The organism is Acinetobacter silvestris, from assembly GCF_002135235.1.
GTDB lineage: Bacteria > Pseudomonadota > Gammaproteobacteria > Pseudomonadales > Moraxellaceae > Acinetobacter > Acinetobacter silvestris.
Map to the genome: position 1 here is coordinate 1 of NZ_NEGB01000011.1, position 14,633 is coordinate 14,633.

Here is a 14,633-nt window from a genome sequence, read left to right on the forward strand (position 1 = left end):
ATTCAAGCAATTCTTCATCATCAACAAGGTCACACTTGTTAAGGAATACAAGAATGTAAGGTACACCAACCTGACGAGACAAAAGGATGTGTTCACGAGTCTGTGGCATAGGACCATCAGTCGCAGCACATACAAGGATTGCACCGTCCATCTGAGCAGCACCAGTGATCATGTTTTTAACATAATCGGCGTGACCTGGACAGTCTACGTGCGCGTAGTGACGAGCTGGAGAGTCGTATTCTACGTGCGAAGTATTAATGGTAATACCACGTGCTTTTTCTTCTGGTGCAGAGTCAATTGCAGCGTAGTCTTTCGCTTCGCCACCAAATTGTTTAGCACATACAGTTGCAATCGCAGCTGTTAAAGTTGTTTTACCATGGTCGACGTGACCAATTGTACCCACGTTTACGTGTGGCTTATTACGTTCAAACTTAGCCTTAGCCATGAGAGCTTCCTTTTTAAACTACTCATGGGTCTCCCCATGAGCATTTGGTTTTTAACTATAAATTAGTTTGGACTAATAGTAATCGAAAGATTACTCGTCGTCACCTCTTTTACCACCAGTTTGGAACTTAGAAATAATGCCTTCAGCCACGTTACGTGGAGTTTCAGCATATTTAGCAAATTCCATAGAATAAGTCGCACGACCTTGAGACATAGAACGCATTTGAGTCGCGTAACCAAACATCTCAGCCAATGGAACTTCAGCTTTAATCGCTTTAGTACCACCAGGTAAATCGTCCATACCTTGAACCATACCACGACGACGACTTAAGTCACCCATGATATCGCCCATGTAATCTTCTGGAGTTTCAACTTCAACTTTCATGATCGGTTCAAGCAAGATTGGATCTGCTTTCATGAAACCGTCACGGAATGCATATGAACCAGCCATTTTGAACGATAATTCGTCAGAATCGACATCATGGTAAGAACCATCAAATAATGTCGCTTTGATACCCACAACAGGGTAACCAGCCAATACACCATTTTTCATACGTTCTTGAATACCTTTATCAACCGCGCCGAAGAATTCTTTAGGTACAACACCACCTACAACTTCTTCAACGAATTGGTATTCTTTACCAGCTTCTTCTACATCCATAGGCTCTAAACGAACATATACATGACCGAATTTACCTTTACCACCCGTTTGACGTACGAATTTGCCTTCTTGCTCAACAGTCTTTTTGATTGTTTCGCGGTAAGCAACCATTGGTTTACCAATATTCGCTTCAACGCCAAACTCACGTTTCATACGGTCAACAAGGATGTCAAGGTGAAGCTCACCCATACCAGCAATAATCGTTTGGCCAGATTCTTCGTCTGTGCGAACACGGAACGATGGATCTTCTTTCGCCAAACGACCTAGAGCGATCGACATTTTTTCTTGGTCAGCTTTTGTCTTAGGCTCTACAGCTAAAGAAATTACTGGCTCTGGGAATTCCATACGCTCTAGAGTGATGATGTTTTTCTCATCACACAGTGTATCACCAGTTGAAACGTCTTTAAGACCTACACATGCAGCGATATCACCAGCGCGAATTTCTTCAACGTCTTGACGATCATTTGCGTGCATTTGTACGATACGGCCAATACGTTCACGCTTAGCTTTAACTGGGTTATAAACTGGGTCACCTTGTTTAAGTACACCAGAATATACACGTACGAAAGTTAAGTTACCTACGAATTTGTCATTCATAATTTTGAATGCAAGTGCAGAGAACGGAGCTTCGTCAGATGCTTCACGAATCGCTTTAGTTTCAGCTTTGTCGTCAAGAATACCTTCGATTGCTTTAACTTCAGTTGGTGATGGTAAGAATTCAATTACAGCATCCAACATACGTTGAACACCTTTATTTTTGAATGCAGTACCACAAAGCATAGGCTGAATTTCGCAAGCTAATGTACGCGCACGGATACCTGCAACGATTTGTTCTTTCGACAAGTCGCCATTGTTTAAGTATTCGTCCATCAACTCTTCAGAAGCTTCAGCCGCTGCTTCGATCATGTTAGTACGCCATTCTTCAGCAGTAGCAACTAGGTCAGCAGGGATATCGCCATATTCGAATTGCATACCTTGAGATGCTTCATCCCAAATGATTGCTTTCATTTCAACAAGATCAACAACACCTTGGAAATTATCTTCAGCACCAATTGGAATAACGATTGGCACAGGGCTTGCACCAAGACGTGTTTTCATTTGTTCAACAACACGGAAGAAGTTTGCACCAGTACGGTCCATCTTGTTCACGAATGCTAAACGAGGCACTTTATATTTATTTGCTTGACGCCATACAGTTTCAGACTGAGGTTGAACACCACCTACAGCACAGTAAACCATACACGCACCGTCAAGAACACGCATAGAACGCTCAACTTCAATTGTGAAGTCAACGTGTCCCGGGGTGTCAATTACGTTAATACGGTGTTCTGGGAATTGTTTCCCCATACCAGACCAGAAACAAGTGGTAGCAGCAGAAGTAATGGTAATACCACGCTCTTGCTCTTGTTCCATCCAGTCCATTGTTGCTGCACCATCATGTACTTCACCAATTTTGTGAGATACACCTGTGTAGAACAAAATACGTTCTGAAGTCGTGGTTTTACCAGCATCGATGTGAGCAGAAATACCAATGTTACGATAACGAGAAATTGGGGTTTTACGAGCCATGATTTCTTGCATTCCTAAATTTTGTTGTTTAAAACAGGACGCTTTAAGTTGCAATGCAACTTAAAGCGCTTTGATGACAAATCTGTGACAACTGATTTGTCACCCTCCTGATTAAGGCCTGTTTTAGCCGATTAGAAACGGTAGTGAGAGAAGGCTTTGTTGGCTTCAGCCATACGATGCACATCTTCACGTTTCTTGATCGCTGAACCTTTACCTTCAGCTGCATCAAGCAACTCACCAGCAAGACGTAAAGCCATAGTTTTTTCAGAACGCTTAGCAGCAGCATCTACTAACCAACGCATAGCTAGGGCAGTACGACGGGATGGGCGTACTTCCATAGGCACTTGATAAGTAGCACCACCAACACGGCGTGCTTTTACTTCGACCATAGGACGAACTTTTTCAAGAGTAGTCTCGAAAAACTCAACTGGGTCTACTTTGTTTTTTTCTTGAACGCGGTCTAAAGCACCGTAAACGATACTTTCAGCAATAGATTTTTTACCATCTTGCATTACGTGGTTCATGAATTTAGCGATTGTTTGGCTGCCGAACTTAGGATCCGGAAGGATTTCACGGGCAGCGACTACGCGACGTCTTGGCATTTTAATACACCTATAAATATGACACTTCAGGTTTATCCAGCATGAGTACAAAGTGTCATGTACCTTTCGCTGGCCTTACTACACGTCGCTTGAATTTCACAAAATTAAATGCAGAAATCAGACAAGCGAGACGATAAAGGATTGCGGTTCTACGTTCTCAAAATAATCTTAAAAGATTATTTTTTAGGACGTTTAGTACCGTATTTAGAACGAGACTGGTTACGATCTTTAACACCAGCACAGTCTAAAGAACCACGAACGGTATGGTAACGTACACCTGGTAAGTCTTTAACACGACCACCACGGATAAGAACAACACTGTGCTCTTGTAGGTTATGGCCTTCACCACCGATATAGCTTGATACTTCAAAACCTGAAGTTAAGCGAACACGGCAAACTTTACGCATTGCTGAGTTAGGTTTTTTAGGTGTAGTTGTGTAAACACGTGTACAAACACCACGACGTTGTGGACAAGCCTTCAACGCAGGAACTTTTGATTTTTCAACCAAAGTCGTACGACCCTTACGGATCAACTGATTTGTTGTTGCCATTTGGCAAATCTCCCGTTAATAAAAAGCCTCAAAAAATACCACTTTTTGAGGGCATGCAATTGTAAGCGAAGAAGCATAAATGGTCAACATTCGACATGTATCAAATATCAACCATTTCCCGAACTCTAAATCGCCTTACTTTAAAAGAAATTTGAAATTAGTTTTTACCTTTCTCTGACTCAATATCAGAGGAAGGAGTATTTACTTTACTCGCTGATTTACGTGGCGCTCTTTTCTTTTTCAACACTGGGTCTACAGCTTTTTCCTCAGCTACAACTGTTGATAATAGGGAATCTGATGCTACTTTTTGTTCTAACTGAGATATATCCGTTACTTGGGATTTATGTTCAGCAGCATCTACAGACTCCATAGCCAAGCGTTGTAAACCATCATGCACCTGTTGCTCTACATTATGTGTTTCGCTTTCAGTTATAGGCTTCTTTTCTATTTTAATATCGACTATGGCTTTATTTCCCTCAGAATCATTTAATTTAATACCTACATTTCTCCCCACAATATCCTGAAGTAACACAGGACTCGCTTGTGTGAACATGGATTCTGCTTGTTGATATGCAGATAACGTATCTATATCTTGATCTGGATGCTGTATTAAAAATTGACGAGCTTGTGAAAAAACGGTTTGAGCTTTATCCGTTGCATCATCCACCAGTTTCCAACTATATATGGCACTAATGCCCATACCAGCCAAAGGACTCAGTTTTGAAAAAATCTTAAATTGTGGCAAATGGTTTAACCAAGACCATTTAAATAGACCATCTTCATTCATGATCCATTTTTTTAATAACTCAACATCATTGCTTGAACCCAGCAAATTTTGCAGTTGATTTACTTCATGGCTTTGCAACATATTGGATAATGTACGCACCCCAGCCAGCAATGCTTGTTTTTCAGCCACCGACCCCATGTCGATTTGCTTAAAGATATATTCGACAACAGCATGATCTTCGGCTTTGAGTTCAAAACCATATGCACGACCAGTCTGATACACACTCCGTAATGCCAAAATTAAAGATGTCGGCACATCAATTGCTGCCCCAATTACCCCAGTCGCACCTGTAAGCACGCCCTGAATCGAAGCGATGATTTTGTTTTGATTGGCTAAAGCCATACTAATGCGTTGCGCTCGCGCTGGATCCTTGGCCAATTCGTCCAAGCTTTTTGCCCCAACTTCTTTAAGCACGGCCTCAACCGAGCTCAATTCAGCAACAAAGTCATTCAACTTTTCAAAGAAATATTCCGATAATTTGTCATTTAAATCTGGAGAAATAAAAGACACAATATGATTAAGCTTTTTATAATGACGACCTAGCAACTGACTCGACATTTGCGGCAAATGTTCGCGCATCATTTGTTGTGGATTATCATAAGTTTTTTTTTCAAAAGCCCCTTTTTCACGCGCTGTACCTTGAATAATCAGGTGATCGTTCAAACTACGCGATAAAGGACTGACACTGCCCGGTGTCACATGATTGATGACACTTATGCCTGTCTGACTGAGCTTTTTAGCCACTCCAAACACATTAGAAATTAATCCGTTGGATTGTTTATTATTAGAATTTGCCATTTATTGCCCTTGTTCTATGTCTTTGTCATTTATTATGAATACTAGGTGTAGTCACGATTTAAGACAACTTTAATATGTATCATTTAGTTTTAATCCCGTGAACAAATCTGCCAGCATTGCTTTTCAACAACAGGCATAGATTTGCCATAAGAATTCAAAATTCTTTCTGCTATGATGAACATCATTTCAAATTAAAGTTAGCTTGACCACAGCGGTCTCGATATTCGACACAATATCTTGACGATGAGGCTGAAGCAACTTAAACAACATCACCATATAAGGGATCTGTAGATGAAACGTGTTGTAATCACTGGTATGGGTATTAACTCATGTATTGGTAACTCACTTGAGACCGTTACTCATTCTTTACAAAACGGGATTTCAGGAACACACCACAACCCGACATATGCTGAACTGAATTTTAAAAGCCATGTAAGTGCTGCAGCAGAACAAGAATTTGACCATATTGATCGTAAACTAAAGCGCTTCATGGGCGTATGTGCTATGTATGCCTACAATGCGGCAGTTGCTGCAGTAGAACATGCAGGTTTAACAGCCGAGCAACTTGCGGGTAATCCACGTTACGGTATCGCTGGTGGTTCAGGCGGTGGTTCGACAGCTTCTGTCATTGAAATGAAAGAACTGTTAGACAACAAAGGGGCGCGTAAAGTCGGGCCATTCTTTGTGCCACGCAATATGTCTAACACCATTACTGCAAATGTGGGTGTTGCCTTTAAATTACAAGGTGTAGCACATTCTATTACCAGTGCTTGCGCGACCTCTGCAGATGCGATTGGCTATGCTTACAACCTGATTCAACTGGGTAAACAAGATTTAATGCTTGCCGGTGGCGGTGAAGAAGATCACTGGTCACAAAGCTTATTGTTTGATGCAATGGGCGCACTTTGTTCTAAATACAATGACACACCAGAAAAAGCATCTCGCCCTTATTCTTCTGACCGTGATGGTTTTGTCATTGCGGGTGGTGGTGGTTTCGTGGTGCTTGAATCACTGGAACATGCGCAAGCTCGTGGTGCAAACATCTTGGCCGAAGTCGTTGGCTATGCTGCAAATAGTGATGGTGCAGATATGGTTGCACCAAGTGGTGAAGGTGCAACACGTTGTATCCTGATGGCATTAGAAGAAGCCAAACAACATGGTGTAGATCACATTGACTATGTAAATACACATGGTACGTCTACCCCTGCAGGTGATATCACTGAACTTCAAGCCATGGGCCGTGCCTTTGGTGAAGGTCATGTACCACCACTCAGCTCAACTAAATCGATGACAGGTCATAGTTTAGGTGCTGCGGGTGTACAAGAAGCGATTTATTCTATTTTAATGATGCAGAACGACTTTATTGCACCCAACATCAATGTGACTGAACTTGATGAAGGTACCAAAGGTTATGACATCGTACTTGAAAAACGTGATGCAAAATTGAATACTGTCATGAGTAACAGTTTCGGTTTTGGCGGTGTCAATGCCTGCCTCATTTTCAAAAAATGGGAAGGCTAATTTAAGAAATCTTGGTCATTCATTATTGAAACAAATAGTGAATGATCAACTTCTAGCACACTGCCCTTAAAAGGGTAAATTGATGGATGCTCCTTCAGATGCTTTCCTTTGGGTAAAAGCATTACATATTATTGCTGTGGTGTGTTGGTTTGCGGCATTGTTCTACTTACCACGCTTATTTGTTTATCATGCAATGAGTGATGATAGTGTTAGTCATCAACGGTTCGAAGTCATGGAACGTAAGTTGTACCGAGGTATTATGTGGCCATCAATGGTTGCCACACTCATTACAGCGCACTTTTTGGTGGATTGGGGCGATGCAACACGGCATTATCATGAAGCGACATGGTTTTACCTCAAAGTTGGCTTGGTTGGTTTGTTGGTTATTTACCATTTTATCTGTGGCTATTATCGTAAAAAACTGATTGACAATGCCCATTACAAGTCACATAAGTTTTGGCGTTTCTTTAATGAAATGCCAACGCTCATTTTATTTGCCGTAGTGATTCTCGTGGTGGTAAAACCACAGTTTTGATGTATGCGTTTATTTTGAATAAAAGACCTCCCAAAAGGAGGTTTTTTATTGCCTTAACTAAAATTTTTTCACGGATAAATAAATTTAAGATGATTAATAAAAATATTTTCGTTTTATTTTACTTTCATCGCTCACGCTCCTAAATAAAAAAGAATACTCCACAAACTGACACGTGTTACTTAATAAACCGATGTCTAATCATCAAATTCAAAGGCCTTGAGTAATATTTTTCAATCAACCAACTCAATACAAAAGTAGTGATAAAAAATATCGGTAACAATATTAATTTTTCAGTCGGTAAAGTCTCTTTAGGAAAATAAAAAACTTTAATCAAACCCAAAACAATCAAATGAAATAAATACATTTCATAACTACGTTGTCCAATCCAGACCATAGCTTTAGACATTTTCGACTGAGCTTGTACTTGAGAATTTTGTGCAAAACAGAAAATCAAAACCGCAGCGAGCAATGCAAAAATACTGATACTCCACGTGCTCACTTCTTTAATCGGCGCATATACATAAAGGCCGATCATGAGTAACGAAATAAAAATAATAAGCGACTGCTTAAATTTTCCATTCCATTGAAACTTCTGTGCAATCAAGGCAGTTAAACAACCTATAGCGATCCCATCAAAGCTGGAAAAATAATGATACAGATATGCCCCGCTTTCCTCTGCAAAATGTAATGCACGGAAATATGGCGCATAACAAATTACGGCAAGTAATACAAAAATAAAGCCTTTACTACGTCCCAATAGCAAACATAGCAGTGGAAAAACTAAATAAAAAACCTCTTCTACCGATAATGACCACAATACCCCAAGCGCATAATTTACCCAACCATATTTAATAATCAAGATATTCATCCAAAAACTAAACGCGGAAAGAACCGTTAAAGCATAAGACACTTCAATCTCATTCGGCGCTTGGTTCATAAATGGCTTTAAACCCAAACCACTCAATAGCGTGACCATGAGCACCAGCAAAACCAAACATGGGATAATTCTAGCAATACGGCGAATATAGAAATTTTTTACATTAATCCTTGCTAACCTATGTTCTCTTTTTAGGGTATGTTGGGTAATCAAAAAACCTGAAATAACAAAGAACATGGTCACGCCATAATTACCATTGCGGGCAATTAAAGTGCTCAAGCTTTCTCCCCCAATATGTACACCTAAAAAAGTATCCTGCAATTTATATGGAATATTAAAATGGTGTAATAAAACTAAAAGTATCGAGATTCCACGTAGTACATCTATTTTATAATTTCGCATCCACACTGTTCTTATTTTCAAAGAGCTTTATTAAATGATAATAATCATACAATTGCATTTAATTTTTTTATTTTCATTAAAAAAATTTATGTTTATATTTTTACTCATTTCTACACAAAAAAAAGAGCTGGTGTATCAACATCAGCCCTTTTTGTCATTCAAATCAAATGCTCACTAAAGCATTTCGTTCAGATTTTTCATGCGTGGCTTATACATAATATGATACGTTACCGCCAAAATAACCAACCATAGTGGGCTAATAATTAATGCTTTCAGTGTATCTGGCTCTAAGCTTAAGATCACTAATGTAAACAAGAGGAATGCCAAAACAATGTAGGACATCCATATACCACCCGGCATTTTAAATGTTGATTTGGTATGGAGTTCTGGATTCAGCTTTCTATAGCGTAAATAACACACCATAATCAGACTCCAGATACTAATAAACAAAATCACACATAAAGAACTGGCCAAAGTAAAAGCTTCTATCGTGTTCGGCACAAAATACTGTAATGCCGCGCCACTCATAATAAAGCCACAAGAAAACAATAAGCCTTTTGCTGGTACTGCACGTTTAGAAAGCTCTGCTAACTTGGTTGGTGCTTGCCCTTCTTTGGCTAAACCAAACAACATACGACTAGTTGAAAACACACCGCTATTCATAGAAGAGAGTACTGAAGACAATACCACTAAGTTCATAATGATGGCTGAAATTGGAATACCTGCGTGTAAGAACAAGGATACAAATGGGCTTTTATCTGCAGGAATTTCCGTCCATGGCGTTACTGACATCACAATGAACAAGGCAAGAACATAAAATAAGATAATTCGTGTCGGAATTGCATTGACCGCTTTTGGGAGATTCTTTTCAGGATCTTTGGTTTCAGCAGCCATAGTCCCAATCAATTCAACCCCCACAAAGGCAAATAGCGCGATCTGGAAACCTGCTAAGAAGCCTTCTCCACCTTTCGGGAACATGCCACCATGAGACCAAACATTGCTAAAACTTGCGATTGAACCACCTGGCGATTGATAGTGAGCGAATACCATAAATCCACCAATCAAAATCAAACCAACGATGGCTAGAATTTTAATCAGTGCAAACCAAAATTCAATTTCACCAAATAGTTTAACGGTAAGTAGATTAATCCCTAAAACAAAGAGCACACAGCCTGCACTAATCAGTGCCTGCCCCATGGGGGTGAACGTCATGTCTGGAGGCAACCAAAAGCCTAAATAGTTGATAATAGCGGCTAAATCTGCGATACCCACCAAAATCCAGCCTAACCAATATGACCATCCAATATAGTAACCTGCCCCCGGCCCGATTAAATCATGGGCCATATCAATAAATGATTTATAGTGCAAATTCGATAATAAGATTTCACCCAAGGCACGCATCAGGAAAAAGAACATACCACCAATAATCATATAAATGATGAGAATTGAAGGTCCTGCTAGAGAAATGGTTTTTCCAGACCCCATAAAGAGTCCAGTTCCTATCGCACCACCAATGGCAATTAACTGTAAATGACGGTTTGATAATTTTCGCTGTAGCTCATGGGGCGACGATTGTGCGTCTTCGTGTTGGCTTGAAGTGGTCATAAAATATCCTTTTTGACATATCCCTCAACGGGTAAATCATGCTTTTGGCGTTTGAGCGTTCTACTCAATTTGATTTACCCATCCAAGAATGAAACGAAATGGATGACATTTCAGCTTCACTCTAAGTTTTCATTTGTTTCTCAACAACACCACATTACTTTTGTGCTGCTGTTACTGCGATTTCAATCAGCCAATTTGGATTTACTAGATCAGCTTGAATTGTTGCGCGCGAAGGTGCCACACAACCCTGTAGCCAGTCAATCCAAATTGCATTCACTGCTGAAAAATCAGGTAAATTTTTTAAATAAATCTGCGCAGACAATAATCGGGTCTTGTCTGTATTGGCCAATGCGAGCAATTCATCGATGGTCGCCAAGATCTCACGTGTTTGCCCAGCAACATCTGCATCGGTATTTTTAGGTACTTGACCTGACAAATACACCACTTGATTAAACACGGTTACAGCACTCATCACTTCGTTGCTGTTGATCTTTTGGATATCATTGTTTGACATGGTCATGTCCTTATTCTTGATTGATAAAATTGACACGCGCGGTAACCGCACACATCAGTTCATAGCCAATTGTTCCTGAACTTGCAGCGACTTCATCGATGGGAAGAATCGTTCCATTTGACGATTTCCCCCAAAGTACAACCTCGCTTCCAATTTCGGCATCTTTAATATTTGAAATATCGACTGCGAGCATATCCATACTGATACGCCCGATAATTTTAGTCCGAATTGAATTCACCAGCACAGGTGTTCCTGTCGGTGAAATACGTTGATAGCCATCGGCATAACCGCATGCCACAATACCGATTTTCATCGCTTGCTCGGCAATAAAAGCAGAACCATAGCCCACACTGTCCTGACTTTGGATATATTGAATGGCAATAATCTCACTACGCAAGCTCATGCTCGGCTGCAAATTCCAATCTTGAATGGTGTGTGTTGGATAATCTGGGGAGCTACCATAAAGCATAATGCCACTGCGTACAGTGTCTGAATGTAAGGCTGAATGTCTAAGAATCGCAGCACTATTACAAATCGTTCTTTCGCCGGGTAAATCGCGAATGGTTTCTTCAAAAATGCTGTATTGATAGTCAATACCAGACTCACCAAAACGATCACTGTCTGCATCCGAAAAATGCATCATATGGGTGATGGTTTGAATTTGATCAAGCTGCTTTAATCTTTGCCAAGCAGCTTGATAATGTTCTGGATGGAAGCCTAAACGGTTCATTCCACTATTCATTTTTAAATAAACATCAAACTGAGCAGCTTGATGAAATTGCTCAATCCAACCAATCTGATGTTCACTATGAATGGTAAAACTCAAATTTAAATCGAGGCAATCCTGTAAATCTTGCGCTGAGAAAATACCTTCCAATAATAAAATGGCACCCGTCCAACCAAGCTCACGTAGTCGTCTAGCTTCTGCAATATCCAACAATGCAAAACCATCTGCTGTTTTAAATGACGAATAGACATTGTCAATGCCGTGACCATAAGCATTGGCTTTGACTACAGCATAGACTTTGCTATTCGGCATATGTTGTTTTGCAATACTTAAATTGTGCTGCAAAGCTTCGCTATGAATGATGGCAGTAATTGGACGTGACATTTTATTCTTCCTTGAATAATCAAATCTAAATCATATTTAGGCAGCATGTGGATAGCGTTGAATCGACAAGCCATCGGTACTAATATCTGGCTTATGATTCATGACCAAATCACTAATCAACTTGCCTGAACCACAGGCCATGGTCCAACCTAAAGTGCCATGACCGGTATTCAGGAACAGATTTTTATACGCTGTTGCACCAATAATCGGTGTGCTATCAGGGGTCATTGGACGTAAACCTGTCCAGAAAGAGGCTTGAGCTAAATCACCACCTGGGAATAAATCTTGTGTCACCATTTCTAAGGTTGCACGGCGGTCTAGGTTCAAGCCATGATTAAAACCGCTCAATTCAGCCATACCACCGACACGAATACGTTGATCAAAACGCGTAATCGCAATTTTGTACGTTTCATCTAGCACGGTCGATTGCGGTGCAAAAGCAGGATCAACAATAGGAATCGTCAGTGAATAGCCTTTGACAGGATAAACCGGCAAATTCAAATTGAGGGGTTTAAGAAAATCACGTGAATAACTACCAAATGCCAACACATAACGATCCGCAGTCAGGACTTTACCATCAACCACGACACCTTTGATTTCATCGCCTTCAACCACAAGTCTTTCAACATTTTGGTTAAATTTGAAATCAACGCCTAAACCTTTGGCTAAATTTGCTAAGGCATTGGTGAACATATAGCAGTCACCCGTTTCATCATTCGGCAAATGCAAGCCACCAACCAATTTATCTTTAGCATACTCTAAAGCAGGTTCTACTTTGGCAAGTTCATCTTTAAGTAACAGTTCATAATCGACACCGCACTCTTTCAGCACTTGAATATCACGTTGTACCGCATCAAGTTGAGCTTCATTACGGAATACTTGTAGTGTACCTTTCGAGCGATGTTCGTAACTGATACCCGTTTCTTTTCTGAGCTCTCTTAAACAATCACGGCTATATTCTGCAACACGAGTCATACGCTCTTTATTAATGGCATAACTATTTGGATTGCAGTTTTTCAGCATTTGTGCCATCCAATTCAATTGCCAAATACTGCCATCAATATTAATCGCAAGTGGCGCATGATGTTGGAACATCCATTTTACCGCTTTAAAAGGAATCCCTGGTGCAGCCCAAGGTGTAGAATATCCTGGTGAGATTTGTCCTGCATTACCAAAACTGGTTTCTTCTGCTGGACCAGATTGGCGATCTAAAACAGTTACGGTTGCTCCCTGCTGCGCTAGGTAATACGCACTTGCAACACCAATAACACCACTACCTAAGACAATTACACGCATCGCTCTTCCTTTACGTATATTTAGTTTATTTAACTAGTATATTTCGCAATAAATAGTTTTTTTCACTGTTTTAAGCATTATAATGTAGTTAAATTAATAAATTTAGTATGAAAACCCCCTAAAAAAAGGAAAAAACTCATGCGTAAATTAGATCGAATTGATCATCAAATTTTAGAGATCTTGCAACGCGATGGGCGGATTGCCATTAGTGAGTTAGCATCTCGGATTAATTTATCAACCACACCCTGCTCTGAACGCGTGAAGCGTTTAGAACGGGATGGGATTATTATGGGCTACTATGCTCGGCTTAATCCTGAGCTGGTCAATCGTAGCTTATTGGTCTTTTTAGAAATTAAATTATCGGCTAAATCCGGTGATGTATTTGATCAAGTTGCTCGCGACCTGATCGAGATCCCTGAGGTATTAGAATGCCATCTAATTTCGGGCGAATTTGATTATCTAGTCAAAGCACGCCTAAAAGAAATGAGTGCTTATCGTCGCTTATTGGGTGATTTACTGAAGAAATTACCATCATCCGCATCCTCCCATAGCTATATTGTGATGGAAGAAGTGAAAGAAACTTTATATTTAGATTTGGGATAGAGTTTAAGAACATTCTACGATGCCCCTTAAACTCTAATAGTGCTTAAAACTTTTGTGTAAATAGAATTAACTTTTGAAAAAATTGTAGTCTTTCTATTCTCAGATTAATGTTGCAAGTAATTTAAAAGCTCTGAAAATTGTTGAATCCGAGCTTTGGGTTCGGCTGCATCTAATTCTACTTTTGAACCATAACCATATTCAACCGCAATAGTTTCAATTCCATGACGACGAGCACCAAAAATATCGTGCTCACGATCGCCAACCATTAAACATTCAGATGGATTTAACTGTTCCTTTTTAAGGATGTATTCAATCAAATCACCTTTATTGGTTCGCTCACCGTTTAATTCACTGCCGTATGGATAAATAAAATATTTCAATAAATCAAAATGATCTAAAATTTGTCGTGCGTAAACTTCAGGTTTAGCGGTTGCTAAAAATAAACGATAACCTTGGTTTTGTAAGGTGGCTAAAGTTTTTGCAACATCATCAAACACATGATTTTCAAACAAACCAGTGACTGCAAAACGTTCGCGATAGCCCAATAAGGCCTGTTCTGCCAAAACATCAGTGACATTGACCTGAAGTAATTTTGCTAAAGATGCTTTGAGTGGTGGACCAATGATCCAGTCAATATTTTCACTTTCAGGAATCGGATGACCAATTTTTGCTAATCCATAACGAGCTGAAGTCGTAATGCCTACTTTGGGATCTGTCAATGTTCCATCTAAATCAATCAAAATATTCTTAATCACAA

14 protein-coding genes are annotated in these 14,633 nt (G+C 39.9%); 3 read left to right on the plus strand and 11 right to left on the minus strand.

Annotated elements, in window-relative coordinates:
- The 5 genes from B9T28_RS13830 to B9T28_RS13850 all read right to left on the minus strand — a co-directional run.
- Positions 1–445 (minus strand): GTP-binding protein (locus B9T28_RS13830; protein WP_143222621.1); only part of this gene is annotated, 445 nt, incomplete at its 3' end.
- 90 nt (positions 446–535) lie between these two features.
- Positions 536–2,674: an elongation factor G gene (gene fusA / locus B9T28_RS13835; protein WP_086204568.1), complete on the minus strand. Its 2,139-nt coding sequence runs from the start codon at positions 2,672–2,674 to the stop codon at positions 536–538.
- Positions 2,675–2,805: 131 nt separating this feature from the next.
- Positions 2,806–3,276, minus strand: coding sequence for a 30S ribosomal protein S7 (gene rpsG, locus B9T28_RS13840; RefSeq protein WP_016657334.1), 471 nt, complete (start codon positions 3,274–3,276; stop codon positions 2,806–2,808).
- A 176-nt stretch (positions 3,277–3,452) separates the two neighbouring features.
- On the minus strand, positions 3,453–3,827 hold the full coding sequence (rpsL, locus tag B9T28_RS13845; RefSeq protein ID WP_002050319.1) for a 30S ribosomal protein S12: 375 nt from the start codon (positions 3,825–3,827) through the stop codon (positions 3,453–3,455).
- Between the two features lie 157 nt (positions 3,828–3,984).
- Positions 3,985–5,412 carry an EcsC family protein gene (locus tag B9T28_RS13850; protein WP_086204569.1) on the minus strand — a complete coding sequence of 476 codons (1,428 nt, stop codon included), beginning with the start codon at positions 5,410–5,412 and terminating at the stop codon, positions 3,985–3,987.
- A gap of 291 nt (positions 5,413–5,703) precedes the next feature.
- On the opposite strand from B9T28_RS13850, the gene B9T28_RS13855 reads away from it, so the two are divergent.
- Both B9T28_RS13855 and hemJ read left to right on the plus strand, forming a co-directional pair.
- Positions 5,704–6,933: a beta-ketoacyl synthase N-terminal-like domain-containing protein gene (locus B9T28_RS13855; protein ID WP_086204570.1), complete on the plus strand. Its 1,230-nt coding sequence runs from the start codon at positions 5,704–5,706 to the stop codon at positions 6,931–6,933.
- A gap of 82 nt (positions 6,934–7,015) precedes the next feature.
- Positions 7,016–7,468: a protoporphyrinogen oxidase HemJ gene (gene hemJ / locus B9T28_RS13860; protein WP_086204571.1), complete on the plus strand. Its 453-nt coding sequence runs from the start codon at positions 7,016–7,018 to the stop codon at positions 7,466–7,468.
- A 175-nt stretch (positions 7,469–7,643) separates the two neighbouring features.
- Here hemJ and B9T28_RS13865 read toward each other — a convergent pair whose 3' ends face one another.
- From B9T28_RS13865 to B9T28_RS13885, 5 genes are all read right to left on the minus strand, one after another.
- Positions 7,644–8,747: an acyltransferase family protein gene (locus tag B9T28_RS13865; RefSeq protein ID WP_086204572.1), complete on the minus strand. Its 1,104-nt coding sequence runs from the start codon at positions 8,745–8,747 to the stop codon at positions 7,644–7,646.
- A 174-nt stretch (positions 8,748–8,921) separates the two neighbouring features.
- Positions 8,922–10,352, minus strand: coding sequence for an amino acid permease (locus tag B9T28_RS13870; RefSeq protein ID WP_086204573.1), 1,431 nt, complete (start codon positions 10,350–10,352; stop codon positions 8,922–8,924).
- A gap of 154 nt (positions 10,353–10,506) precedes the next feature.
- Positions 10,507–10,866, minus strand: a complete 360-nt coding sequence (locus B9T28_RS13875) for a RidA family protein (RefSeq protein WP_004648007.1) — start codon at positions 10,864–10,866, stop codon at positions 10,507–10,509.
- Positions 10,867–10,876: 10 nt separating this feature from the next.
- Entirely contained in the window at positions 10,877–11,977 is a 1,101-nt protein-coding gene (gene alr, locus B9T28_RS13880) for an alanine racemase (RefSeq protein ID WP_086204574.1), read from the minus strand.
- 36 nt (positions 11,978–12,013) lie between these two features.
- Positions 12,014–13,273 (minus strand): D-amino acid dehydrogenase, encoded by a 1,260-nt coding sequence (locus B9T28_RS13885; protein ID WP_086204575.1) that lies wholly within the window; start codon positions 13,271–13,273, stop codon positions 12,014–12,016.
- A 138-nt stretch (positions 13,274–13,411) separates the two neighbouring features.
- On the opposite strand from B9T28_RS13885, the gene B9T28_RS13890 reads away from it, so the two are divergent.
- On the plus strand, positions 13,412–13,876 hold the full coding sequence (locus B9T28_RS13890; RefSeq protein ID WP_086204576.1) for an Lrp/AsnC ligand binding domain-containing protein: 465 nt from the start codon (positions 13,412–13,414) through the stop codon (positions 13,874–13,876).
- 104 nt (positions 13,877–13,980) lie between these two features.
- On the opposite strand, the gene B9T28_RS13895 is transcribed toward B9T28_RS13890, so the two are convergent.
- The gene (locus B9T28_RS13895) at positions 13,981–14,631 is read right to left on the minus strand and encodes an HAD-IA family hydrolase (protein ID WP_086204613.1); all 651 of its coding nucleotides are present in this window, start codon (positions 14,629–14,631) and stop codon (positions 13,981–13,983) included.
- Between the last annotated feature and the right edge of the window lie 2 nt (positions 14,632–14,633).

What these genes read in the sequence shown, in the direction of transcription:
- fusA (WP_086204568.1), bottom strand. Translation starts at nt 2,674, where the DNA reads ATGGCTCGTAAAACCCCAATTTCTCGTTATCGTAACATTGGTATTTCT.
- rpsG (WP_016657334.1), bottom strand. Translation starts at nt 3,276, where the DNA reads ATGCCAAGACGTCGCGTAGTCGCTGCCCGTGAAATCCTTCCGGATCCT.
- rpsL (WP_002050319.1), bottom strand. Translation starts at nt 3,827, where the DNA reads ATGGCAACAACAAATCAGTTGATCCGTAAGGGTCGTACGACTTTGGTT.
- B9T28_RS13850 (WP_086204569.1), bottom strand. Translation starts at nt 5,412, where the DNA reads ATGGCAAATTCTAATAATAAACAATCCAACGGATTAATTTCTAATGTG.
- B9T28_RS13855 (WP_086204570.1), top strand. Translation starts at nt 5,704, where the DNA reads ATGAAACGTGTTGTAATCACTGGTATGGGTATTAACTCATGTATTGGT.
- hemJ (WP_086204571.1), top strand. Translation starts at nt 7,016, where the DNA reads ATGGATGCTCCTTCAGATGCTTTCCTTTGGGTAAAAGCATTACATATT.
- B9T28_RS13865 (WP_086204572.1), bottom strand. Translation starts at nt 8,747, where the DNA reads ATGCGAAATTATAAAATAGATGTACTACGTGGAATCTCGATACTTTTA.
- B9T28_RS13870 (WP_086204573.1), bottom strand. Translation starts at nt 10,352, where the DNA reads ATGACCACTTCAAGCCAACACGAAGACGCACAATCGTCGCCCCATGAG.
- B9T28_RS13875 (WP_004648007.1), bottom strand. Translation starts at nt 10,866, where the DNA reads ATGTCAAACAATGATATCCAAAAGATCAACAGCAACGAAGTGATGAGT.
- alr (WP_086204574.1), bottom strand. Translation starts at nt 11,977, where the DNA reads ATGTCACGTCCAATTACTGCCATCATTCATAGCGAAGCTTTGCAGCAC.
- B9T28_RS13885 (WP_086204575.1), bottom strand. Translation starts at nt 13,273, where the DNA reads ATGCGTGTAATTGTCTTAGGTAGTGGTGTTATTGGTGTTGCAAGTGCG.
- B9T28_RS13890 (WP_086204576.1), top strand. Translation starts at nt 13,412, where the DNA reads ATGCGTAAATTAGATCGAATTGATCATCAAATTTTAGAGATCTTGCAA.